This window comes from Cedecea neteri (assembly GCF_000758325.1).
GTDB lineage: Bacteria > Pseudomonadota > Gammaproteobacteria > Enterobacterales > Enterobacteriaceae > Cedecea > Cedecea neteri_B.
On record NZ_CP009459.1, the window covers coordinates 686537 to 708532 of the forward strand.

Sequence of the window (21996 nt, forward strand, 5' to 3'; positions counted from 1 at the left end):
TAAGACAACCTTTGTTAGAATTATTACTGTCAGCTGGCACAAGGAGAGATAAATGAGCATTTTAAAAGAGTTTCGCGAATTCGCGATGCGCGGAAACGTTGTTGATTTGGCAGTGGGTGTGATTATTGGTGCAGCATTCGGGAAGATTGTTTCTTCACTGGTCGCGGATATTATTATGCCGCCGCTGGGTTTGCTGATTGGTGGCGTTGATTTTAAGCAGTTTGCTTTAACATTACGCGATGCCCAGGGCGATGTACCTGCGGTAGTCATGCACTACGGCGTGTTTATTCAGAATATTTTTGACTTCGTGATTGTCGCGTTTGCTATCTTCATGGCTATCAAAGTGATCAATAAACTGAATCGTAAGAAAGCGGAAGAACCAGCCGCACCTCCGGCACCGTCTAAAGAGGAAGTTCTGCTGAGCGAGATTCGTGACCTGCTGAAAGAACAGAACCAACGGAATTAATACGGGTTATTAAAAGCAGAAGGCCAGTGGTAAAAAAGCGAATTGCTTGTTTGCCACTGGCCTCCCAGTTACCTCTCTTACCGTGTTTCTCATTTCTCTGATAACTGCCTTTCCCTTTCTTATTCTTCTCAACTCTTTGCCTGAACAGTGGGTCGTGTAATAGCGCTTCAATGGCGTTATCTTTAATTTGACCTTTTTGATGGCGATATTTGGTGCTCATAGTTACTCCAGATGGATGAAACGATCGCCGCGAGTCTATGTCTGAGCCTATAAAAGATCAAGCGGCTATTTTTTGCTGCTTGCTCCCTGTTCCAGCGCTTCAAGGATAGAACAGTAAACGCTACTGTGCGCGCTGCCACAACAAGCATCATTCAGACGCTGCAGCGAGCGCCTCATATTCTGCAATTCTTTGATTTTAGACTCAACCTCACTCAACCGGCTTTGCACAATCCCTTTCGATTCCTGGCAAGTGTGATGCTCAGGATCAATACGGATCGATAATAGCTCCCGAATGGCCTCAAGCGTGAAACCAAGTTGCTTAGCGTAACGGATGAATTTAAGACGCTGAAGATCACTGTCGCTATACAGGCGAAAACCACCTTCAGTTCGCACTTCGTGATCCATCATGTTTTGCTTTTCGTAATAACGAATAGTGTCCGGCGTCACATCCGCCAGTTTTGCTAGCTCACCTATACGAAACATCATCTTTCCTCATCGATATGCTGCATCAGTCTTTCGGCATATTCACCGTGTAAAAAGTCGGTGTTTATACCCGCCTGTCGAAGCTTTAACTCCAGAAGTGCAAGCTTTTTGCTAATCGCCTGATATTCCTCACTCTGAATATGCACCGTTTTCAGCAGATCAACCAGCTCAAGCGCATCCTTCCTTTGCTGCATTTCTGGCGGCAAACAACCTGCATTTTTTAGTAGACGGTATCCGGCACGAAGGTCGGGAGGAACATGGCTATCATCGTCGAGCAATATTGGTTCACCGCTGCCGGCAAGCCCCTCGAACTCTCCGTTTCGCTGCGCATCAAGAATGTGCCGTTCTGCCCATTGATCGAGCAACCACATAGCGACCTCAAATTTGTCAGGAGTAACACAAGAATACGGGGAAAAGAGAGAATGGGATATTCTGGATATAAAAAAACCGGGCAAGCCCGGTTTTTCTACGTTACTACAGATTACTCTGCAGCAGCTTCTGTTTGAGACTCGGCGCGATCAACCAGCTCGATGTAAGCCATCGGAGCATTGTCACCAGCACGGAAGCCACACTTCAGAATACGAGTGTAACCACCTGCACGGCTCGCGAAACGCGGACCCAGTTCATTAAACAGTTTTGCCACGATCTCGTTATCACGAGTGCGGGCGAATGCCAGACGACGATTAGCAACGCTGTCAGTCTTGGCAAGAGTAATCAGCGGCTCAACTACGCGACGCAGCTCTTTCGCTTTAGGCAGGGTCGTCTTGATGATCTCATGACGAACCAGTGAACCTGCCATGTTGCGGAACATAGCCTGGCGATGGCTGCTGTTGCGGTTCAGTTGACGACCACTCTTACGATGGCGCATGACCTTATCCTTCTCAGTAAAACCTTAACCTGTGATCCGGTTACTCGTCAGCAATGCTTGCTGGTGGCCAGTTTTCCAGGCGCATGCCCAGAGACAAACCACGAGAAGCCAGCACGTCTTTAATCTCAGTAAGAGATTTTTTACCCAGGTTAGGCGTTTTGAGCAGCTCAACCTCGGTACGCTGTACCAGATCACCGATATAGTGGATAGCTTCTGCCTTGAGGCAGTTAGCAGAGCGGACAGTCAATTCCAGATCGTCAACAGGGCGCAGCAAGATCGGATCGAATTCTGGTTTCTCTTCTTTAACTTCCGGCTGACGTACATCACGTAGGTCAACGAAAGCTTCAAGTTGTTCTGCCAGAATGGTCGCCGCACGACGAATCGCCTCTTCAGGATCGATTGTGCCGTTGGTTTCCATTTCGATGACCAGCTTGTCCAGGTCGGTACGCTGTTCTACACGCGCAGCTTCAACATTGTAGGCAATACGCTCTACAGGGCTGTAGCAGGCGTCGACCAGCAGACGGCCGATTGGGCGCTCATCTTCTTCCGAATGAATTCGGGTAGAAGCCGGCACATAACCGCGACCGCGCTGAACTTTGATACGCATGCTAATAGCGGCGTTCTCATCGGTCAGGTGGCAGATCACATGCTGCGGCTTGACGATTTCGACATCACCATCATGGGTGATATCGGCTGCGGTCACAGGGCCAATGCCAGATTTATTCAGGGTAAGGATAACTTCATCTTTACCTTGAACTCTTACCGCCAGCCCTTTCAGGTTGAGCAGGATTTCCAGGATATCTTCCTGAACGCCTTCTTTGGTGCTGTACTCGTGCAGTACACCATCAATCTCAACCTCAGTCACCGCGCAACCCGGCATCGATGAAAGCAGAATACGGCGCAGTGCATTACCAAGAGTATGGCCAAAGCCACGCTCTAACGGCTCAAGGGTCACCTTGGCGTGCGTCGAACTCACTTGCTCGATATCTACCAGGCGTGGTTTTAGAAACTCTGTCACAGAACCCTGCATTGTGTCCTCTCTTTGGTACTAAGCTTTACTTGGAGTAAAGCTCGACGATCAGGTGTTCGTTAATGTCCGCAGACAGATCGGTACGCTCAGGCTTACGCTTGAACACACCTTCCATCTTGGCAGCATCAACTTCCAGCCAGGTTGGCTTTTCACGCTGCTCAGCCAGCTCCAGAGCGGCCTTAACGCGAGATTGCTTTTTGGCTTTCTCACGGATGCTGACTACGTCATTCGGAGTTACCTGATAAGAAGCGATGTTAACAACGCGACCATTTACCATGATAGCTTTATGGCTAACCAGCTGACGTGCTTCTGCACGAGTAGCGCCGAAGCCCATACGGTAAACAACGTTGTCCAGACGGCCTTCCAGCAGAGCCAACAGGTTTTCACCGGTGTTGCCTTTCAGACGAGCTGCTTCTTTATAATAGTTACGGAACTGACGCTCCAGCACACCGTAGATACGGCGAACTTTCTGCTTTTCACGCAACTGCACACCATAGTCAGACAGACGCGGTTTACGCGCACCGTGCTGGCCAGGAGCTTGTTCAATTTTACACTTGGTATCGATCGCGCGAACGCCAGACTTAAGGAATAAGTCGGTGCCCTCACGACGGCTCAGCTTGAGCTTAGGACCCAAATATCTTGCCATTTTCTTTCTCCAACAATCCTAGAAAACGGACGCGTTATACGCGACGTTTTTTCGGCGGACGACAACCGTTATGAGGGATTGGAGTCACATCAGTAATATTAGTGATGCGGAAACCAGCGGCGTTCAGAGCACGAATAGTTGATTCGCGGCCTGGGCCAGGACCCTTAACCATAACTTCCAGGTTCTTGATACCGTATTCTTTCACGGCTTCTGCGCAACGCTCTGCTGCAACCTGAGCTGCAAACGGAGTGGATTTGCGAGAACCACGGAAACCGGAACCACCGGCAGTTGCCCAACCCAACGCATTACCCTGACGATCGGTAATAGTAACGATGGTGTTGTTGAAAGAAGCATGGACATGAGCCACGCCGTCAGAGACTGTTTTTCTTACACGTTTACGTGCACGAATTGGTGCCTTTGCCATTATTCAATCACCCCGATTATTTCTTGATCGGTTTGCGCGGACCCTTACGGGTACGTGCGTTGGTCTTAGTACGCTGACCGCGTACTGGCAGACCACGACGATGACGCAAACCGCGATAGCAACCAAGGTCCATCAGACGCTTGATGCTCATGCTCACTTCACGGCGCAGATCACCTTCAACGACAAATTTGGCAACTTCGTCACGCAGCGTGTCGATTTGTTCTTCAGACAGCTCACTGATCTTAACATCTTCAGCGATACCCGCCGCAGCGCAAATGGCCTTGGAGCGAGTCTTGCCGACACCGTAGATCGAGGTTAACGCGATCACGGCGTGTTTTTGATCAGGAATGTTAATGCCTGCTATACGGGCCACTATGCACTCCTACTATTTAGATTATGCGTCCCATGCCGAAAAGCCCGTTTTCAGGATACTCAAATGGAAACGCATAGACATACAAAAGATTGGCTGGCTAATCTAGCCAGCTCAACCCAACTTTGCAAGAAAAATATGCGAGATAATCAGCCTTGACGCTGTTTATGCTTCGGCTCTACGCTGCAAATCACGCGAATAACACCGTCACGCTTAACGATTTTGCAGTTACGACATAATTTCTTGACGGAAGCACGAACTTTCATTTTTACTCTCCGTAACTTCTCAAGCGACGATTAACGGCCGTAGCCTTTCAGGTTCGCTTTCTTCAATGCAGACTCGTACTGACTTGACATCATCAGAGTTTGCACTTGAGCCATAAAGTCCATGATAACGACAACAACGATCAGCAGTGAGGTCCCACCGAAGTAGAACGGCACTTTCATTGCATCGCGCATGAACTCCGGGATTAGGCAGATAAAGGTAATGTACAACGCACCAACCAGAGTCAGGCGGGTCATTACTTTATCGATATACTTCGCCGTTTGTTCTCCCGGACGAATTCCTGGTACAAATGCACCGGACTTCTTCAGGTTATCTGCTGTTTCACGCGGGTTGAAGACCAACGCCGTGTAGAAGAAACAGAAGAAGATGATTGCAGACGCATAGAGTAACACATAAAGCGGTTGCCCAGGCTGCAAATACAGCGAAATTGTTGTCAGCCAGTTCCAACCGGTACCGCCCCCGAACCATGACGCGATGGTCGCAGGGAACAGAATAATACTGGAGGCGAAGATCGCAGGGATAACCCCGGCCATGTTCACTTTCAGCGGTAAATGTGTGCTCTGCGCAGCATAGACACGACGACCCTGTTGACGTTTAGCGTAGTTGACCACAATGCGGCGCTGGCCACGCTCAACAAAAACAACGAAGAAGGTCACTGCAAATACTAATACTGCAACCAACAGCAACAGGAGGAAGTGCAGGTCGCCTTGCCTTGCTTGCTCGATGGTATGGCCAATGGCCGGCGGAAGTCCCGCAACGATACCCGCGAAGATTATGATTGAGATACCGTTACCGATACCACGTTCAGTAATCTGTTCGCCCAGCCACATCAGGAACATTGTCCCGGTGACAAGACTTACAACAGCGGTGAAATAGAATGCAAAGCCTGGGTTTAACACCAGGCCCTGCATACCAGGCATATTCGGTAAACCGGTAGCAATACCGATTGACTGGAATATTGCCAGCACCAGAGTGCCGTAACGGGTGTACTGGCTAATCTTACGACGTCCAGACTCCCCTTCTTTCTTCAGCTCTGCCAAAGCGGGATGAACCACTGTCAGCAGCTGAATGATGATCGATGCCGAAATGTACGGCATGATACCCAGCGCGAAGATAGAAGCACGGCTGAGAGCACCACCAGAGAACATGTTAAACATCTCAATGATGGTGCCTCGCTGTTGCTCAAGCAGTTTGGCAAGTACAGCGGCATCAATACCAGGGATCGGAATAAAAGAGCCAATACGAAACACAATCAGCGCACCGATAACAAACATCAGTCTGCGTTTCAGCTCGCCGAGGCCGCCTTTAGCACTTTGAAAATCTAATCCCGGTTGTTTTGCCATCTGCTACTTATTCCTCGATTTTACCGCCAGCAGCTTCGATAGCAGCACGAGCGCCTTTGGTCACACGCAGGCCGCTAACAGTTACCGGACGAGTTACCTCACCAGACAGGATCACTTTCGCGAACTCGATCTGAATACCGATAATGTTTGCTGCTTTCAGCGTGTTCAGGTCAACTACGTCGCCTTCAACTTTCGCCAGATCGGACAGACGAACTTCTGCCGTGATCATTGCTTTGCGAGAGGTGAAACCGAATTTCGGCAGACGACGGTACAACGGCATCTGACCACCTTCGAAACCACGACGTACGCCACCACCAGAACGAGAGTTCTGACCTTTGTGACCACGACCGCCGGTTTTACCGAGGCCAGAACCGATACCACGACCCAGACGCTTAGAAGCGTGCTTAGACCCTTCGGCCGGAGACAGAGTATTTAAACGCATCTCTTACTCCTCAACTTTAACCATGTAGGAAACCGCGTTGACCATACCACGTACAGCAGGAGTATCCTCGCGCTCTACGGTGTGGCCAATACGACGCAGACCCAGGCCAAGCAGCGTTGCCTTGTGTTTCGGCAGACGACCGATTGCACTGCGGGTTTGAGTGATTTTAATAGTCTTTGCCATGGTCAATTACCCCAGAATTTCTTCAACGGATTTACCACGCTTGGCAGCGACCATTTCTGGAGACTTCATATTCGCCAGGCCATCGATAGTTGCACGAACCACGTTAATCGGGTTAGTAGAACCATACGCTTTAGCCAGGACGTTATGAACACCAGCGACTTCCAGAACGGCGCGCATTGCACCACCGGCGATGATACCGGTACCTTCGGAAGCCGGCTGCATGAACACACGGGAACCTGTGTGCACACCTTTAACAGGGTGCTGCAGGGTGCCGCTGTTCAGCGCGACGTTAATCATGTTGCGACGGGCTTTTTCCATCGCTTTCTGGATCGCTGCTGGAACTTCACGCGCTTTACCGTAACCAAAACCAATACGACCGTTACCGTCGCCTACTACTGTCAGAGCAGTGAAGGAGAAAATACGACCGCCTTTAACGGTTTTAGATACGCGATTTACCGCGATCAGCTTTTCCTGCAGTTCGCCAGCTTGTTTTTCGATGTGAGACATCTTACACCTCTACCTTAGAACTGAAGGCCAGCTTCACGGGCAGCATCTGCCAGTGCCTGGACACGACCATGATATTGGAAACCAGCACGGTCAAAAGCAACAACGGTGATGCCTTTTTCCAGTGCGCGCTCAGCAACAGCTTTACCTACAGCTGCAGCGGCGTCTTTGTTCCCAGTGTACTTCAGTTGCTCAGTGATAGCTTTTTCTACAGTAGATGCAGCTACCAGAACTTCAGAACCATTTGGTGCAATTACCTGTGCGTAAATGTGACGCGGGGTACGATGTACCACCAGGCGAGTTGCGCCCAGCTCTTTGAGCTTGTGACGTGCGCGGGTCGCACGACGGATACGAGCAGATTTCTTATCCATAGTGTTACCTTACTTCTTCTTAGCCTCTTTGGTACGCACGACTTCGTCGGCGTAACGAACACCCTTGCCTTTGTAAGGCTCAGGACGACGGTAGGCGCGCAGATCTGCTGCAACCTGACCGATCACCTGCTTATCAGCGCCTTTCAGCACGATTTCAGTTTGAGTCGGACATTCAGCAGTAATACCTGCAGGCAGCTTATGCTCAACAGGGTGAGAGAAGCCCAGGGCTAAATTCACCACGTCGCCTTTAACGGCTGCACGATAACCTACACCAACCAGCTGCAGCTTCTTAGTGAAGCCTTCGGTAACACCGACAACCATTGCGTTCAACAGCGCACGAGTGGTACCCGCTTGGGCCCACGCGTTAGCAAAGCCTTCGCGCGGAGCGAAAGTCAGAGCATTATCAGCGTGTTTAACTTCAACAGCATCGTTGATAGTACGAGTCAGCTCGCCGTTTTTACCTTTGATCGAAATAACCTGACCGTTGAGTTTTACCTCTACGCCTGCAGGAACAACGACCGGTGCTTTAGCAACACGAGACATTTTATTCCTCCAATTACGCTACGTAGCAGATAATTTCGCCACCAAGACCAGCCTGGCGCGCTGCACGATCAGTCATAACACCTTTAGAGGTAGAAACGACAGCAATACCCATGCCGGCCATAACTTTTGGCAGCTCATCTTTTTTCTTATAGATGCGCAGACCTGGGCGGCTGACTCGCTGAATGCTCTCTACCACAGCCTTGCCCTGGAAATACTTAAGAGTCAGTTCCAGTTCAGGCTTGATGTCGCCTTCAATTTTAAATTCTTCAATATAACCTTCTTCCTTCAGCACGTTGGCGATTGCCACTTTCAGCTTGGAGGAAGGCATGGTGACCGCAACTTTGTTCGCGGCCTGACCGTTACGGATACGGGTCAGCATATCCGCGATCGGATCTTGCATGCTCATCTGTCTCTACTCCCGTGATTCAATTGGTGACAATTACCAGCTAGCCTTTTTCAAGCCAGGTACTTCACCGCGCATGGCGGCTTCACGCAACTTGATACGGCTCAACCCGAACTTGCCCACATAACCATGTGGACGACCAGTCTGGCGGCAGCGTTTACGCTGACGGGACGGGCTGGAATCACGCGGCAGAGTTTGCAGCTTGAGAACAGCGTTCCAACGGTCTTCGTCGGTCGCGTTCACATCAGAAATGATAGCTTTCAGTTCAGCGCGTTTAGCGAAGAATTTTTCAGCCAAAGCAACGCGCTTTACTTCGCGTGCTTTCATTGATTGCTTAGCCATGAAGTAACCCTACCTTACTTGCGGAACGGGAAGTCAAAGGCAGCCAGCAGAGCACGGCCTTCATCATCAGATTTCGCAGTAGTGGTAATGGTAATATCCAAACCACGAACGCGATCGACTTTGTCGTAATCGATTTCTGGGAAGATGATCTGCTCACGGACACCCATGCTGTAGTTACCACGACCGTCGAAAGACTTAGCGGACAAGCCACGGAAGTCACGGATACGAGGTACAGCAATAGTGATCAGACGCTCAAGGAACTCCCACATGCGTTCGCCACGCAGAGTTACTTTACAGCCGATCGGATAGCCCTGACGGATTTTGAAGCCTGCAACTGATTTGCGTGCTTTGGTGATCAACGGCTTTTGACCGGAGATTGCTGTCAGGTCAGCTGCTGCGTTATCCAGCAGTTTCTTGTCAGCGATCGCTTCACCAACACCCATGTTCAGGGTGATCTTCTCGACCCGAGGGACTTGCATGACAGAATTGTAGTTAAACTCAGTCATGAGTTTCTTAACTACTTCGTCTTTGTAGTAATCATGCAGTTTCGCCATCGTACTACTCCAAATTACTTGATAGTTTCGCTGTTAGACTTGAAGAAACGGACTTTTTTGCCGTCTTCGAATCTAAAGCCTACACGGTCAGCCTTGCCGGTAGCCGCATTGAAGATAGCAACGTTAGAAACCTGAATTGCAGCTTCTTTTTCAACGATGCCGCCTGGTTGGTTCAGGGCCGGAACCGGCTTCTGATGTTTCTTAACCAGGTTGATACCTTCAACAATGACCTTGCCGGTAGACAGGACATTTTTTACTTTACCGCGCTTACCTTTATCTTTACCGGTTAACACGATAACTTCGTCATCACGACGGATTTTCGCTGCCATGATTCGCTCCTTAGAGTACTTCTGGTGCCAGAGAGATAATTTTCATGAACTTCTCATTACGCAGTTCACGAGTTACCGGCCCAAAAATACGCGTGCCGATTGGCTGCTCGCTGTTATTGTTTAAAATAACGCATGCATTGCCATCGAAGCGAATGACAGAACCGTCCGGGCGACGAACACCCTTCTTGGTGCGCACCACTACCGCTTTCAGCACATCGCCTTTCTTCACCTTACCGCGAGGAATTGCTTCCTTGATGGTAATTTTGATGATGTCGCCGACGCCTGCGTAGCGACGGTGCGAGCCACCCAGAACCTTGATACACATTACGCGACGCGCGCCGGAGTTGTCGGCCACGGTCAGCATAGTCTGTTCTTGGATCATTTCAGTGCTCCGCTAATGTCAACTACTACTTCGGGACCTGGAATTCAGGTCGTTAAAAAGCCCCATAAACGAGGGCGCGGCATTATAACACCGGTTCCAGGATATGGGTAGAAAAAATAAACGGCTCATCGCTGAGCCGTTTATTTGTTTGAGAAAGGGTACTGTATTACAGAACCGCTTTCTCTACAACGCGAACCAGCGTCCAGGACTTAGTCTTGGACAGCGGACGGCATTCGCGGATTTCAACCACGTCACCGATACCGCATTCGTTGTTCTCGTCATGTACGTGCAGTTTGGTCGTACGCTTGATGAATTTCCCGTAGATCGGGTGCTTCACAACACGTTCGATGGCAACAACAATGGATTTCTCCATTTTGTCGCTGACAACGCGACCTTGCAGAGTACGGATTTTATCGGTCATTACGCACCCGCCTTCTGAGTCAGTAAAGTCTTAACACGTGCAACATCACGACGAACCTGCTTCAGCAGGTGAGTCTGTTGCAGCTGGCCACTTGCAGCCTGCATGCGCAGATTGAACTGCTCACGCAGCAGGTTCAGCAGCTCGGTGTTCAGCTCTTCGACGCTCTTTTCACGCAGCTCTTTTGCTTTCATTACATCACCGTCTTAGTTACAAAGGTGGTTTTGATAGGCAGTTTTGCTGCTGCCAGCTTGAAGGCTTCACGGGCCAGCTCTTCAGGTACGCCGTCCATTTCATACAGGACTTTACCTGGCTGGATCAAGGCAACCCAATACTCCACGTTACCTTTACCTTTACCCATACGCACTTCAAGCGGCTTTTCGGTGATCGGTTTGTCCGGGAATACACGGATCCAGATCTTACCCTGACGCTTAACTGCACGGGTCATTGCACGACGTGCTGCTTCGATCTGACGGGCAGTCAGACGACCACGGCCAACAGCTTTCAGACCGAAAGTGCCGAAGCTAACATCCGTACCCTGCGCCAGACCACGGTTGCGGCCTTTGTGCACTTTACGGAATTTTGTACGCTTTGGTTGTAACATCAGCGACTCTCCTTACTTACGGCCTTTACGCTGCTGCTTTTTAGGTTGAGCAGCCGGTTCCGGTTGTTCAACAGCAGCCATACCACCCAGGATCTCACCTTTGAAGATCCATACCTTAACGCCGATTACACCATAAGTGGTGTGCGCTTCAGAGGTGTTGTAGTCGATGTCAGCACGCAGAGTGTGCAACGGCACGCGACCTTCACGGTACCATTCGGTACGTGCGATCTCGGCGCCGCCCAGACGGCCGCTAACTTCAACTTTGATACCTTTAGCGCCCAGACGCATTGCGTTCTGTACAGCACGCTTCATAGCACGACGGAACATAACACGACGTTCCAGCTGAGAAGTGATGCTGTCAGCAACCAGTTTTGCGTCCAGTTCAGGTTTACGAACTTCGGCGATATTGATCTGTGCAGGAACGCCAGCGATATCCGCTACGACCTTGCGCAGTTTTTCTACGTCTTCACCTTTCTTACCGATAACGATACCTGGGCGAGCGGTGTGAATGGTCACACGGATGCTCTTAGCAGGACGCTCGATAACGATACGAGATACAGACGCCTTAGCCAGTTCCTTAGTCAGGTACTGACGTACTTTAAAATCGCTGTCCAGGTTGTCAGCGAATTCTTTGGTGTTCGCAAACCAGGTTGAGTTCCATGGTTTTACAATACCCAGGCGAATACCATTAGGATGTACTTTCTGACCCATTGCTAGTCTCCAGAGTCTCAGCGATCGGACACAACCACAGTAATGTGGCTGGTGCGCTTCAGGATGCGATCTGCACGACCTTTTGCACGAGGCATAATGCGCTTCATGCTAGGGCCTTCGTCTACGAAGATTTTCGCGACTTTCAGATCGTCAATGTCAGCGCCATCGTTGTGTTCAGCGTTAGCAATGGCAGATTCCAGTACTTTCTTAACCAATACAGCCGCTTTCTTATTGGTGTAGGTCAGAATATCCAGAGCCTGCGACACTTTCTTACCGCGAATCAGGTCAGCAACAAGGCGAACCTTCTGAGCAGAAGAACGAGCATGGCGATGTTGAGCTAAAGTTTCCATCTCTTCCTCCTACCTTATTTCTTCTTCGCTTTTTTATCAGCAGCGTGGCCGCGATAAGTACGAGTCGGTGCGAATTCACCCAGTTTGTGACCGACCATTTCGTCGGAAACAAAGACTGGAACGTGCTGACGACCATTATGGACAGCGATGGTCAAACCGATCATGTTAGGAAAGATCGTTGAACGACGGGACCAAGTGCGCAGGGGCTTCTTGTCACCGCTTTCCACCGCTTTCTCTACCTTCTTCAGCAAGTGCAGGTCAATAAAAGGACCTTTCTTGAGAGAACGTGGCATGGCTTATCCTCTAAAATTATTTGCTACGGCGACGTACGATAAATTTATCAGTACGCTTGTTGCTGCGGGTCTTCTTACCTTTGGTCTGAACGCCCCACGGAGATACCGGGTGCTTACCAAAGTTACGACCTTCACCACCACCATGTGGGTGATCGACTGGGTTCATCGCGGTACCGCGAACGGTAGGACGAACACCACGCCAGCGAGCAGCACCTGCTTTACCCAGAACGCGCAGCATATGCTCAGCGTTGCCAACTTCGCCCAGGGTAGCGCGGCAGTCAGCTTCGACTTTACGCATTTCACCGGAGCGCAGGCGCAGGGTAACGTAAGCACCATCACGAGCAACGATCTGCACGTAGGTACCAGCGGAACGAGCCAGCTGACCGCCTTTACCTGGTTTCATTTCTACGTTATGAACGGTAGAACCAACCGGGATATTGCGCATCGGCAGGGTGTTACCCGCCTTGATTGCAGCATCAACGCCAGACTGAATCTGGTCGCCAGCTTTCAGGCCTTTAGGGGCCAGGATGTAACGGCGTTCGCCATCTTTGTACAGAACCAGCGCGATGTTCGCGGAACGGTTCGGATCGTACTCAAGACGTTCAACAACTGCCGGGATACCATCTTTGTTGCGTTTAAAGTCAACAATACGGTAAGCCTGCTTGTGACCACCACCGATATGACGGGTAGTGATACGACCATTGTTGTTACGGCCACCGGATTTGCTGTTTTTTTCCAGCAACGGAGCAAAAGGCTTGCCCTTGTGCAGCTCAGGGTTAACCACTTTAACTACGTGGCGACGACCCGGAGATGTCGGTTTACATTTAACAACTGCCATTGTCTTTCTCCTCCGACTTACTCAGCGCCGCCGACGAAGTCCAGATTCTGGCCTTCCTTCAGGGTGACGTAAGCTTTTTTCCAGTCGCTACGACGACCAACACGCTGTCCGTGACGTTTAGTTTTCCCTTTAACTACCAGGGTGTTAACGTCTTTAACTTCAACTTCGAACAGCTTCTGTACAGCAGCAACGATCTCTGCTTTGGTCGCGTCAGTCGCAACTTTGAGTACGATGGTGTTGGTTTTTTCCATCGCGGTAGACGCTTTTTCAGATACGTGCGGCGCGCGCAGTACTTTCAGCAGACGTTCTTCACGGATCATGCCAGCATCTCCTCAACTTGCTTAACTGCTTCAGCAGTCATAACGACTTTGTCGAAGGCGATCAGGCTAACTGGGTCGATTGCAGCTACATCGCGCACGTCAACCTTATGCAGGTTGCGAGCAGCCAGGAACAGATTCTCATCCAGTTCACCGGTCACGATCAGCACATCTTCCAGAGCCATATCTTTCAGTTTCTGAGCAAGCAGCTTGGTTTTCGGTGCTTCAACAGAGAACTGCTCAACAACGATCAGACGATCCTGACGTACCAGTTCGGACAGGATGCTTTTCAGCGCGCCGCGGTACATCTTTTTGTTAACTTTTTGACTGTGGTCCTGCGGGCGAGCAGCGAAGGTTACGCCACCGGAACGCCAGATCGGGCTCTTGATAGAACCAGAACGCGCACGGCCGGTACCTTTCTGGCGCCACGGCTTTTTGCCGGAACCAGTGATTTCAGCACGGGTTTTCTGAGCACGAGTACCCTGACGGGCGCCTGCTGCATAAGCAACAACAACCTGGTGTACCAGCGCTTCGTTGAAATCACGACCGAAGGTAGTTTCGGAAACAGTCAGCGCGCTCTGCGCGTCTTTCAGTACTAATTCCATTGCTATCCCCTTACGCCTTCACAGCTGGTTTAACGATCAGGTCGCTACCGGTTGCACCCGGGACCGCACCTTTCACCAGCAGCAGGTTGCGCTCAGCGTCAACACGTACTACGTCCAGGCTCTGAACAGTGACACGTTCGTTACCCAGCTGGCCTGCCATTTTCTTGCCTTTGAACACTTTGCCCGGAGTCTGGTTCTGACCGATAGAACCCGGAACGCGGTGAGACAAGGAGTTACCGTGGGTAGCGTCCTGGGTACGGAAGTTCCAGCGCTTAACGGTACCTGCGAAACCTTTACCTTTAGAGGTACCGGTTACGTCAACTTTTTTAACGTCAGCAAACAGTTCAACGCTAATGTCCTGACCTACGGTGAACTCTTCGCCTTCAGCAAGACGGAATTCCCACAGACCACGGCCAGCTTCAACGCCAGCTTTAGCGAAGTGACCAGCTTCCGGCTTGGTTACACGGTTAGCTTTTTTAGCACCAGTGGTCACCTGAACAGCACGGTAGCCGTCGTTAGCCAGGTCTTTAACCTGAGTAACACGGTTTGCTTCTACTTCGATTACGGTTACTGGGATAGAAACGCCGTCTTCAGTGAAGATACGGGTCATACCCACTTTTTTACCGACTAAACCAATCATTGTTTCAACCTCTCAATCGTCAATGACCTGATTAACCCAGGCTGATCTGCACGTCTACACCGGCAGCCAGATCCAGACGCATCAGAGCATCAACGGTTTTCTCAGTTGGCTCAACGATGTCAACCAGACGCTTGTGAGTGCGGATCTCGTACTGATCACGCGCGTCTTTGTTGACGTGCGGGGAGATCAGAACGGTAAAGCGCTCTTTGCGGGTCGGCAGCGGGATCGGACCACGGACTTGCGCACCAGTGCGCTTAGCAGTCTCGACGATTTCCGCAGTTGATTGATCGATCAGACGATGATCAAACGCTTTAAGGCGGATACGGATTCTTTGGTTCTGCATGAGACCAGAGCTCCAATTATTTTATAGACGAAAAAAATTACTACTCACATCCATTACGATTGATGGAGGAGTGTAATCGTTCATACATAGTCCCCCAATTGGGGACATTGTTTGATAGCAACTGAATTTCTTCGACTGACTACTATCAGGGTTCATATTGAACCAGCGGTCTATTAAGACAGCCCGCGCATTATACGGGTTTCAAGGCTGCTTGCAAGTCATATGGGTTGAAATTTCACCGATGCCATTCATTTAGTGAGTTTCACGTTCAGTATCTCCCACATCTTCGAGGCATTACGCAGTATCACACGCCAAATTCGAAGCTTGATAGGTTTAGCCAGCACAACCGCGTAGCATCCCAGGACTTAATCCTCAGCGGGATAAAAAGATGATACTTACCGACATACAGATCGCATGGCTACTCCCCGTCGCTGCTTTGCTCTATCTTTGCCTGGCGCTGGCGCTAAGCGTAAGTGATTTCAAAACTATGCTTCTACCGGACAGACTTACCCTATCCTTACTGTGGCTGGGATTGTTGTTTCATAGTCTGGTTAACCCCCACCATGTTTATCACGCCGTATTCGGCGCGATAGCCGGCTACCTCTTCCTGTGGGTTATCTTTCAGGTATTCCGTTATGCTACCGGCAAAGAAGGATTAGGTTATGGTGATTTCAAATTACTGGCAGCAATTGGAGCCTGGAGCTACTGGCAGCACTTGCCGATTATCGTCGCTTTGGCGTCTTCTCTGGGCATGGTTTACGCAGGAATACTTTATCTGCTCAGGCGCCGAGAAATCATTGAAATGCCCTTTGGCCCCTGGCTTGCCATCTCGGGCTGGGCGAATTTTTGCTGGCAGGTGTTTGGGTGAGGTATCAAAGAAGACAGAGGGGAGCCCCTCTGTCTTGATTATGCGGGGTTACTCTTCCCGTATCTGAGCCTGCAGGTAGTTCTGAATGCCCAGCTTCTGAATTAAATCCAGTTCAGTTTCGAGCCAGTCGATATGGCCTTCTTCATCAGCCAGAATTTCGATCATCAGGTCACGGCTAACATAATCATGAACTTTATCGGCATAGGCGATGGCTTCACGCAAATCCTTTGCACCATCCAGTTCCAACTTCAGGTCCGAGCGAAGCATCTCTTCGACGTCTTCCCCAATACCCAGCTTGCCGAGGTCCTGCAGATTTGGAATGCCTTCGAGGAAGAGAATACGTTCGATGTACTTATCGGCGTGCTTCATTTCATCGATGGACTCGTGATACTCAACGTCGTTGAGACGTTTTAATCCCCAGTTTTTGAACATGCGGGCATGCAGAAAATACTGGTTAATCGCGACAAGCTCGTTTCCCAATAATTTATTGAGATAATTTATTATCTTAACATCACCTTTCATTTTGACATCCTCCGCTTCCACTTATTGAAGCGTAGATGTCACGGGGTGTAAGTCAAAAAAATGAGCGTGTTTTAAGCGATCTCTTTAAATTCCGGGATCTGCATCAGTTCGTCTTGCATGATTTCACGCGCCTGGCGAACGCACTTCCCGCACTGATTTCCCACCGGGATAAATTTTCTAAGTTGCTGAAAAGACTGTGGGTGATGTTGTCGCACCGCCTGACGAATTGTCTTATCGCTTACACCGTTACACAAGCAAACGTACATGATCACTCCCGCTCAAAAACTGCGCAAATTGTAAATGAGAATGATTGGCTTTACAAGGGATGTGGCGGAGCAGAAGGCAGAGAATAGTAATCAAATGCAAAAAACGACGCGAACGGCAGTAAGAGAAGGCTTTCCCACTCAAGTAGCAAATTTCAGGCATAAAAAAGGGCATCCTAAGATGCCCTTTTCACTATTGCATTAAAAGTATCAGAGGATTAGCTCAGAACTTTAGCAACAACACCTGCGCCAACGGTACGGCCGCCTTCACGGATTGCGAAACGCAGACCGTCATCCATCGCGATTGGGTGGATCAGGGTAACAACCATTTTGATGTTGTCGCCTGGCATTACCATCTCTACGCCTTCTGGCAGTTCGATGGTACCGGTCACGTCAGTAGTACGGAAGTAGAACTGTGGACGGTAGCCTTTGAAGAACGGAGTATGACGGCCGCCTTCGTCTTTGGACAGGATGTACACTTCAGATTCGAACTTGGTGTGTGGCTTGATAGAGCCTGGCTTAGCCAGTACCTGACCACGTTCGATTTCTTCACGTTTGATACCACGCAGCAGAACACCTACGTTCTCACCAGCACGGCCTTCGTCCAGCAGTTTGCGGAACATTTCAACGCCGGTACAGGTAGATTTCGCAGTATCTTTGATACCAACGATTTCAACTTCTTCACCCACTTTAACGATACCGCGCTCTACACGACCGGTAACAACGGTACCACGACCGGAGATGGAGAATACGTCTTCGATTGGCAGCAGGAACGGCAGGTCGATTGCACGTACTGGTTCTGGGATGTAAGAATCCAGGAAGCCAGCCAGTTCAACGATCTTAGCTTCCCACTCTGCTTCGCCTTCCAGCGCTTTCAGAGCAGAACCACGGATGATTGGGGTGTCATCGCCTGGGAAGTCGTACTGAGACAGAAGTTCACGAACTTCCATTTCAACCAGTTCCAGCAGCTCTTCGTCATCAACCATGTCACATTTGTTCAGGAACACGATGATGTAAGGAACGCCAACCTGACGACCCAGCAGGATGTGCTCACGGGTCTGAGGCATAGGGCCGTCAGTCGCAGCAACAACCAGGATAGCGCCGTCCATCTGAGCAGCACCGGTGATCATGTTTTTCACGTAGTCGGCGTGCCCTGGGCAGTCAACGTGCGCGTAGTGACGAGTCGGGGTGTCGTACTCAACGTGGGAAGTGTTGATGGTGATACCACGAGCTTTCTCTTCTGGTGCGTTATCGATCTGGTCGAATGCACGAGCAGAACCACCGTAGGTTTTAGCCAGAACGGTAGTGATTGCAGCGGTCAGAGTGGTTTTACCGTGGTCAACGTGGCCGATAGTACCAACGTTAACGTGCGGTTTTGTACGTTCAAATTTTTCTTTAGACACGGCTATATTCCTTACTATTGTGCCCTCCCCTTATGGAGAGAGCACGGGATCATTGTGTTAAAAGCGTTGGCTTATTTGCCACGAGCTTCGATTACGGCCTGAGCAACGTTGTTAGGTGCGTCATCATACTTCAGGAATTCCATGGAGTAAGATGCACGACCTTTGGTCAGAGAACGCAGCTGAGTTGCGTACCCGAACATTTCAGACAACGGAACTTCAGCATGAATCTGTACGCCAGTAGCGTTAGATTCCTGGCCTTTCAGCTGACCACGACGACGGCTAAGGTCACCGATAACGTCACCGGTGTTCTCTTCCGGAGTTTCAACTTCAACCTTCATGATAGGCTCAAGCAGAACTGGTTTAGCTTTCTTAAAGCCATCTTTGAAGGCAATAGAAGCGGCCAGTTTAAACGCCAGTTCGGAGGAGTCAACGTCATGGTAAGAACCGAAGTGCAGACGCACGCCGAGATCTACAACCGGGTAACCCGCCAGTGGACCAGATTTCAGCTGCTCCTGGATGCCTTTATCAACGGCAGGGATGTATTCGCCAGGAATTACGCCACCTTTAATGTCGTTGATGAACTCGTAACCTTTAGGGTTAGAGCCCGGCTCCAGTGGGTACATGTCGATAACAACATGACCGTACTGACCACGACCACCAGACTGCTTGGCGTGTTTACCTTCGATATCGGTAACTTTACCGCGAATCGCTTCACGATAAGCAACCTGAGGTTTACCGACGTTCGCTTCAACGTTGAATTCACGCTTCATACGGTCAACGATGATGTCGAGGTGCAGCTCACCCATACCGGCGATGATGGTCTGGTTAGATTCTTCATCAGTCCATACGCGGAATGATGGGTCTTCTTTAGCCAGACGGCCCAGAGCCAGACCCATTTTTTCCTGGTCAGCTTTGGTTTTTGGTTCAACGGCGATGGAGATTACCGGCTCTGGGAATTCCATACGCTCCAGAATGATAGGCGAATCTGGATCACACAGGGTGTCACCAGTAGTTACGTCTTTCAGACCGATAGCAGCCGCGATGTCGCCTGCGCGAACTTCTTTGATCTCTTCACGTTTGTTAGCGTGCATCTGAACGATACGACCAAAGCGCTCACGAGCAGCTTTAACGGAGTTCAGCACGGTATCACCGGAGTTAACAACGCCGGAGTAAACGCGGAAGAAGGTCAGGTTACCAACGAACGGGTCAGTTGCGATTTTGAATGCCAGAGCAGCAAACGGCTCGTCGTCAGTTGCGTGACGCTCAGCCGGGGTGTCTTTACCGTCATCCAGAATACCGTTGATTGCCGGTACGTCGGTTGGTGCTGGCAGGTAATCGATTACCGCATCCAGCATCGCCTGAACACCTTTGTTCTTAAATGCAGAACCACAGGTAACCAGGATGATTTCGTTGTTCAGAACGCGCTGACGCAGAGCTTTCTTGATTTCTTCCTCGGACAGCTCTTCGCCACCCAGGTATTTTTCCATCAGCTCTTCAGAGGCTTCTGCAGCGGACTCGATCAGGTTCTGGTGCCATTCGTCAGCCAGGTCCTGCATGTCAGCCGGGATATCTTCGTATTCGAAGGTAACGCCCTGATCTGCATCGTTCCAGTTGATGGCTTTCATTTTCACCAGGTCGATAACGCCGGTGAAACCTTCTTCAGCACCAATCGCCAGCTGAAGCGGAACAGGGTTCGCGCCCAGACGGGATTTGATCTGGCCTACAACTTTCAGGAAGTTTGCACCCATACGGTCCATTTTGTTAACGAACGCGATGCGTGGAACTTTGTATTTGTTAGCCTGACGCCATACGGTTTCAGACTGTGGCTGAACACCACCAACTGCGCAGTAAACCATTACTGCACCGTCAAGAACACGCATGGAACGTTCTACTTCGATGGTGAAGTCAACGTGCCCTGGGGTGTCGATGATGTTTACGCGGTGCGGTTCATACTGCTTAGCCATACCAGACCAGAATGCAGTAGTTGCAGCGGAGGTAATGGTGATACCACGCTCCTGCTCCTGCTCCATCCAGTCCATGGTTGCAGCGCCGTCATGAACTTCACCGATTTTGTGGTTTACACCGGTGTAGAACAGAATACGTTCGGTAGTAGTGGTTTTACCGGCGTCGATGTGTGCACTGATACCGATGTTACGGTAGCGTGCAATGGGTGTTGTACGAGCCATTTGATTCCTCTATATCCTGGGACGTTCAAGTTAAGTAACCCAAAGCGGGCAGCTTCATGAAGCGCCCGCTTGGGTAACACTACGAAGGATTTATTACCAACGGTAGTGAGCGAACGCCTTGTTGGCTTCAGCCATACGGTGAACGTCTTCACGTTTCTTAACTGCAGTGCCTTTGTTTTCTGCAGCATCAGACAGTTCATTCGCCAGGCGAAGAGCCATGGATTTATCACCGCGTTTACGAGCAGCTTCAACGATCCAACGCATTGCCAGAGCATTACGGCGAACCGGACGAACTTCAACTGGAACCTGATAAGTAGAACCACCTACACGGCGGGACTTAACTTCGACGGTCGGACGGACGTTGTCCAGAGCGACTTCGAAAGCTTCCAGCTCGTTTTTACCAGAACGCTGAGCCAGGGTTTCCAGCGCGGTATAAACGATAGATTCTGCAGTAGATTTTTTACCATCTACCATCAGGATATTTACAAATTTAGCCAGCAGCTCTGATCCGAACTTAGGATCCGGCAGAATTTTACGCTGACCAATCACGCGACGACGTGGCATAGGAATACTCCGTTGTTAATTCAGGATTGTCCAAAACTCAAAGAGTTTATTTTGACATTAATTTAAAACGTTTGGCCTTACTTAACGGAGAACCATTAAGCCTTAGGACGCTTCACGCCATACTTGGAGCGAGATTGCTTACGGTCTTTAACGCCGGAGCAGTCAAGCGCACCACGAACGGTGTGGTAGCGAACACCTGGCAGGTCTTTAACACGACCACCACGGATCAGGATCACGGAGTGTTCCTGCAGGTTGTGACCTTCACCGCCGATGTAGGAGGTGACTTCAAAACCGTTAGTCAAACGCACACGGCAAACTTTACGCAGTGCGGAGTTTGGTTTTTTAGGAGTGGTGGTATATACACGGGTACATACACCACGTTTTTGCGGGCAAGCTTCCAGCGCAGGCACGTTGCTTTTTGCAACTTTGCGTACGCGTGGTTTGCGAACCAGCTGGTTAACTGTTGCCATTAAATAGCTCCTGGTTTTAGCTTTTGCTTCGTAAACACGTAATAAAACGGCCTCATATAATATGAGGACGCAGAATTTTAGGGCTGAGCCGAAAAGGTGTCAAGAAATATACAGCGATCCGCCCTCACCAGGCGAACTGCTGGCTATGTTTTATCGTTAATCTGACGAAATCAGTATAGCCGACACGCTCAATTTTGGACGAAATTTGAGCAGAGAGACCGCGAGCCTCAACATCTTCTTGCAGAGCGCTAACAGTAATGGGGGCAGAAAGCAGTAATTCAAGCGCCCGGCTGCCATTCAGTGCGGCAATCACGCCATCTTCAATCAGCAGTAAATCGTCGCCTGGCTGGGTATAACGCAGAATCTCGGTGATATCACACTGGAAGGGCGACTGACGTAAGGTATGCAGCATAA

The 21996-nt window shown here is 50.1% G+C and carries 40 protein-coding genes; 2 read left to right on the top strand and 38 right to left on the bottom strand.

Going from position 1 to position 21996, the window contains the following annotated elements:
• Positions 1 to 52: 52 nt before the first annotated feature.
• Complete coding sequence (mscL, locus tag LH86_RS03255) at positions 53 to 466, top strand: large-conductance mechanosensitive channel protein MscL (protein ID WP_008457207.1); 414 nt, start codon at positions 53 to 55, stop codon at positions 464 to 466.
• On the opposite strand, the gene LH86_RS21860 is transcribed toward mscL, so the two are convergent.
• From LH86_RS21860 to rpsJ, 31 genes are all read right to left on the bottom strand, one after another.
• Positions 402 to 686 (bottom strand): alternative ribosome-rescue factor A, encoded by a 285-nt coding sequence (locus LH86_RS21860; protein ID WP_071842808.1) that lies wholly within the window; start codon positions 684 to 686, stop codon positions 402 to 404. The genes mscL and LH86_RS21860 overlap by 65 nt on opposite strands.
• Before the next feature lie 65 nt (positions 687 to 751).
• Positions 752 to 1168, bottom strand: a complete 417-nt coding sequence (gene zntR / locus LH86_RS03260; protein WP_008457203.1) for a Zn(2+)-responsive transcriptional regulator — start codon at positions 1166 to 1168, stop codon at positions 752 to 754.
• The gene (locus LH86_RS03265; RefSeq protein ID WP_039298291.1) at positions 1168 to 1539 is read right to left on the bottom strand and encodes a DUF1992 domain-containing protein; all 372 of its coding nucleotides are present in this window, start codon (positions 1537 to 1539) and stop codon (positions 1168 to 1170) included. Before LH86_RS03265 ends, zntR begins: the two co-directional genes overlap by 1 nt.
• 110 nt (positions 1540 to 1649) lie before the next feature.
• Positions 1650 to 2036 (bottom strand): 50S ribosomal protein L17, encoded by a 387-nt coding sequence (rplQ, locus tag LH86_RS03270; protein WP_008457198.1) that lies wholly within the window; start codon positions 2034 to 2036, stop codon positions 1650 to 1652.
• Positions 2037 to 2076: 40 nt separating this feature from the next.
• On the bottom strand, positions 2077 to 3066 hold the full coding sequence (locus LH86_RS03275; RefSeq protein ID WP_008457196.1) for a DNA-directed RNA polymerase subunit alpha: 990 nt from the start codon (positions 3064 to 3066) through the stop codon (positions 2077 to 2079).
• A 25-nt stretch (positions 3067 to 3091) separates the two neighbouring features.
• Positions 3092 to 3712, bottom strand: a complete 621-nt coding sequence (rpsD, locus tag LH86_RS03280; protein ID WP_008457194.1) for a 30S ribosomal protein S4 — start codon at positions 3710 to 3712, stop codon at positions 3092 to 3094.
• 34 nt (positions 3713 to 3746) lie between these two features.
• Positions 3747 to 4136: a 30S ribosomal protein S11 gene (rpsK, locus tag LH86_RS03285; protein WP_008457192.1), complete on the bottom strand. Its 390-nt coding sequence runs from the start codon at positions 4134 to 4136 to the stop codon at positions 3747 to 3749.
• A gap of 16 nt (positions 4137 to 4152) precedes the next feature.
• Entirely contained in the window at positions 4153 to 4509 is a 357-nt protein-coding gene (gene rpsM / locus LH86_RS03290; RefSeq protein WP_008457189.1) for a 30S ribosomal protein S13, read from the bottom strand.
• 146 nt (positions 4510 to 4655) lie between these two features.
• Positions 4656 to 4772: a 50S ribosomal protein L36 gene (gene rpmJ, locus LH86_RS03295; RefSeq protein ID WP_008457187.1), complete on the bottom strand. Its 117-nt coding sequence runs from the start codon at positions 4770 to 4772 to the stop codon at positions 4656 to 4658.
• A gap of 30 nt (positions 4773 to 4802) precedes the next feature.
• Positions 4803 to 6134, bottom strand: a complete 1332-nt coding sequence (gene secY / locus LH86_RS03300) for a preprotein translocase subunit SecY (RefSeq protein WP_008457186.1) — start codon at positions 6132 to 6134, stop codon at positions 4803 to 4805.
• A gap of 7 nt (positions 6135 to 6141) precedes the next feature.
• Positions 6142 to 6576 (bottom strand): 50S ribosomal protein L15, encoded by a 435-nt coding sequence (gene rplO, locus LH86_RS03305; RefSeq protein ID WP_008457184.1) that lies wholly within the window; start codon positions 6574 to 6576, stop codon positions 6142 to 6144.
• A gap of 3 nt (positions 6577 to 6579) precedes the next feature.
• Positions 6580 to 6759, bottom strand: a complete 180-nt coding sequence (rpmD, locus tag LH86_RS03310) for a 50S ribosomal protein L30 (protein ID WP_004846568.1) — start codon at positions 6757 to 6759, stop codon at positions 6580 to 6582.
• Between the two features lie 6 nt (positions 6760 to 6765).
• Complete coding sequence (rpsE, locus tag LH86_RS03315; RefSeq protein WP_008457179.1) at positions 6766 to 7266, bottom strand: 30S ribosomal protein S5; 501 nt, start codon at positions 7264 to 7266, stop codon at positions 6766 to 6768.
• A 14-nt stretch (positions 7267 to 7280) separates the two neighbouring features.
• A complete protein-coding gene (rplR, locus tag LH86_RS03320; RefSeq protein ID WP_008457177.1) occupies positions 7281 to 7634 on the bottom strand; it encodes a 50S ribosomal protein L18 in 354 nt (117 codons plus the stop codon).
• A gap of 9 nt (positions 7635 to 7643) precedes the next feature.
• Positions 7644 to 8177, bottom strand: coding sequence for a 50S ribosomal protein L6 (rplF, locus tag LH86_RS03325; protein WP_039298296.1), 534 nt, complete (start codon positions 8175 to 8177; stop codon positions 7644 to 7646).
• Between the two features lie 13 nt (positions 8178 to 8190).
• A complete protein-coding gene (gene rpsH / locus LH86_RS03330; protein ID WP_008457173.1) occupies positions 8191 to 8583 on the bottom strand; it encodes a 30S ribosomal protein S8 in 393 nt (130 codons plus the stop codon).
• A 33-nt stretch (positions 8584 to 8616) separates the two neighbouring features.
• Positions 8617 to 8922 (bottom strand): 30S ribosomal protein S14, encoded by a 306-nt coding sequence (rpsN, locus tag LH86_RS03335; protein WP_008457171.1) that lies wholly within the window; start codon positions 8920 to 8922, stop codon positions 8617 to 8619.
• A gap of 14 nt (positions 8923 to 8936) precedes the next feature.
• Positions 8937 to 9476, bottom strand: a complete 540-nt coding sequence (gene rplE, locus LH86_RS03340; protein ID WP_008457169.1) for a 50S ribosomal protein L5 — start codon at positions 9474 to 9476, stop codon at positions 8937 to 8939.
• A gap of 14 nt (positions 9477 to 9490) precedes the next feature.
• Positions 9491 to 9805, bottom strand: coding sequence for a 50S ribosomal protein L24 (gene rplX / locus LH86_RS03345; protein WP_039288293.1), 315 nt, complete (start codon positions 9803 to 9805; stop codon positions 9491 to 9493).
• 10 nt (positions 9806 to 9815) lie between these two features.
• Entirely contained in the window at positions 9816 to 10187 is a 372-nt protein-coding gene (gene rplN, locus LH86_RS03350) for a 50S ribosomal protein L14 (protein WP_008457164.1), read from the bottom strand.
• Positions 10188 to 10353: 166 nt separating this feature from the next.
• Positions 10354 to 10608: a 30S ribosomal protein S17 gene (rpsQ, locus tag LH86_RS03355; protein ID WP_008457160.1), complete on the bottom strand. Its 255-nt coding sequence runs from the start codon at positions 10606 to 10608 to the stop codon at positions 10354 to 10356.
• Positions 10608 to 10799, bottom strand: a complete 192-nt coding sequence (gene rpmC, locus LH86_RS03360) for a 50S ribosomal protein L29 (RefSeq protein WP_008457158.1) — start codon at positions 10797 to 10799, stop codon at positions 10608 to 10610. Before rpmC ends, rpsQ begins: the two co-directional genes overlap by 1 nt.
• On the bottom strand, positions 10799 to 11209 hold the full coding sequence (rplP, locus tag LH86_RS03365; protein WP_002438716.1) for a 50S ribosomal protein L16: 411 nt from the start codon (positions 11207 to 11209) through the stop codon (positions 10799 to 10801). The genes rpmC and rplP overlap by 1 nt, the downstream gene beginning before the upstream one ends.
• Positions 11210 to 11221: 12 nt before the next feature.
• Complete coding sequence (rpsC, locus tag LH86_RS03370; protein ID WP_006817277.1) at positions 11222 to 11920, bottom strand: 30S ribosomal protein S3; 699 nt, start codon at positions 11918 to 11920, stop codon at positions 11222 to 11224.
• Positions 11921 to 11937: 17 nt separating this feature from the next.
• Positions 11938 to 12270, bottom strand: coding sequence for a 50S ribosomal protein L22 (gene rplV / locus LH86_RS03375; protein WP_002919773.1), 333 nt, complete (start codon positions 12268 to 12270; stop codon positions 11938 to 11940).
• A 14-nt stretch (positions 12271 to 12284) separates the two neighbouring features.
• Positions 12285 to 12563: a 30S ribosomal protein S19 gene (gene rpsS / locus LH86_RS03380; RefSeq protein WP_001138115.1), complete on the bottom strand. Its 279-nt coding sequence runs from the start codon at positions 12561 to 12563 to the stop codon at positions 12285 to 12287.
• Positions 12564 to 12579: 16 nt separating this feature from the next.
• Entirely contained in the window at positions 12580 to 13401 is an 822-nt protein-coding gene (gene rplB, locus LH86_RS03385) for a 50S ribosomal protein L2 (protein WP_008457150.1), read from the bottom strand.
• 17 nt (positions 13402 to 13418) lie between these two features.
• A complete protein-coding gene (gene rplW, locus LH86_RS03390) occupies positions 13419 to 13721 on the bottom strand; it encodes a 50S ribosomal protein L23 (protein ID WP_008457148.1) in 303 nt (100 codons plus the stop codon).
• Entirely contained in the window at positions 13718 to 14323 is a 606-nt protein-coding gene (gene rplD / locus LH86_RS03395) for a 50S ribosomal protein L4 (RefSeq protein ID WP_039298301.1), read from the bottom strand. The genes rplW and rplD overlap by 4 nt, the downstream gene beginning before the upstream one ends.
• Before the next feature lie 10 nt (positions 14324 to 14333).
• Complete coding sequence (gene rplC, locus LH86_RS03400) at positions 14334 to 14963, bottom strand: 50S ribosomal protein L3 (RefSeq protein ID WP_006178923.1); 630 nt, start codon at positions 14961 to 14963, stop codon at positions 14334 to 14336.
• 31 nt (positions 14964 to 14994) lie between these two features.
• Positions 14995 to 15306 (bottom strand): 30S ribosomal protein S10, encoded by a 312-nt coding sequence (rpsJ, locus tag LH86_RS03405; RefSeq protein WP_001181005.1) that lies wholly within the window; start codon positions 15304 to 15306, stop codon positions 14995 to 14997.
• A gap of 388 nt (positions 15307 to 15694) precedes the next feature.
• Here rpsJ and LH86_RS03410 point away from each other — a divergent pair, with 388 nt between their 5' ends.
• The gene (locus tag LH86_RS03410) at positions 15695 to 16174 is read left to right on the top strand and encodes a prepilin peptidase (protein ID WP_052045542.1); all 480 of its coding nucleotides are present in this window, start codon (positions 15695 to 15697) and stop codon (positions 16172 to 16174) included.
• A gap of 48 nt (positions 16175 to 16222) precedes the next feature.
• On the opposite strand, the gene bfr is transcribed toward LH86_RS03410, so the two are convergent.
• From bfr to tusB, 7 genes are all read right to left on the bottom strand, one after another.
• On the bottom strand, positions 16223 to 16696 hold the full coding sequence (bfr, locus tag LH86_RS03415; protein ID WP_039288312.1) for a bacterioferritin: 474 nt from the start codon (positions 16694 to 16696) through the stop codon (positions 16223 to 16225).
• 71 nt (positions 16697 to 16767) lie between these two features.
• Positions 16768 to 16962, bottom strand: a complete 195-nt coding sequence (gene bfd, locus LH86_RS03420) for a bacterioferritin-associated ferredoxin (RefSeq protein ID WP_008457135.1) — start codon at positions 16960 to 16962, stop codon at positions 16768 to 16770.
• A 215-nt stretch (positions 16963 to 17177) separates the two neighbouring features.
• Complete coding sequence (tuf, locus tag LH86_RS03425) at positions 17178 to 18362, bottom strand: elongation factor Tu (RefSeq protein WP_038478205.1); 1185 nt, start codon at positions 18360 to 18362, stop codon at positions 17178 to 17180.
• A 71-nt stretch (positions 18363 to 18433) separates the two neighbouring features.
• Positions 18434 to 20548: an elongation factor G gene (gene fusA / locus LH86_RS03430; RefSeq protein ID WP_039298302.1), complete on the bottom strand. Its 2115-nt coding sequence runs from the start codon at positions 20546 to 20548 to the stop codon at positions 18434 to 18436.
• A 93-nt stretch (positions 20549 to 20641) separates the two neighbouring features.
• Positions 20642 to 21112, bottom strand: coding sequence for a 30S ribosomal protein S7 (gene rpsG, locus LH86_RS03435; RefSeq protein WP_008457106.1), 471 nt, complete (start codon positions 21110 to 21112; stop codon positions 20642 to 20644).
• A gap of 95 nt (positions 21113 to 21207) precedes the next feature.
• A complete protein-coding gene (gene rpsL / locus LH86_RS03440; RefSeq protein ID WP_008457105.1) occupies positions 21208 to 21582 on the bottom strand; it encodes a 30S ribosomal protein S12 in 375 nt (124 codons plus the stop codon).
• Positions 21583 to 21706: 124 nt separating this feature from the next.
• Positions 21707 to 21994, bottom strand: a complete 288-nt coding sequence (gene tusB, locus LH86_RS03445) for a sulfurtransferase complex subunit TusB (protein WP_039298306.1) — start codon at positions 21992 to 21994, stop codon at positions 21707 to 21709.
• Between the last annotated feature and the right edge of the window lie 2 nt (positions 21995 to 21996).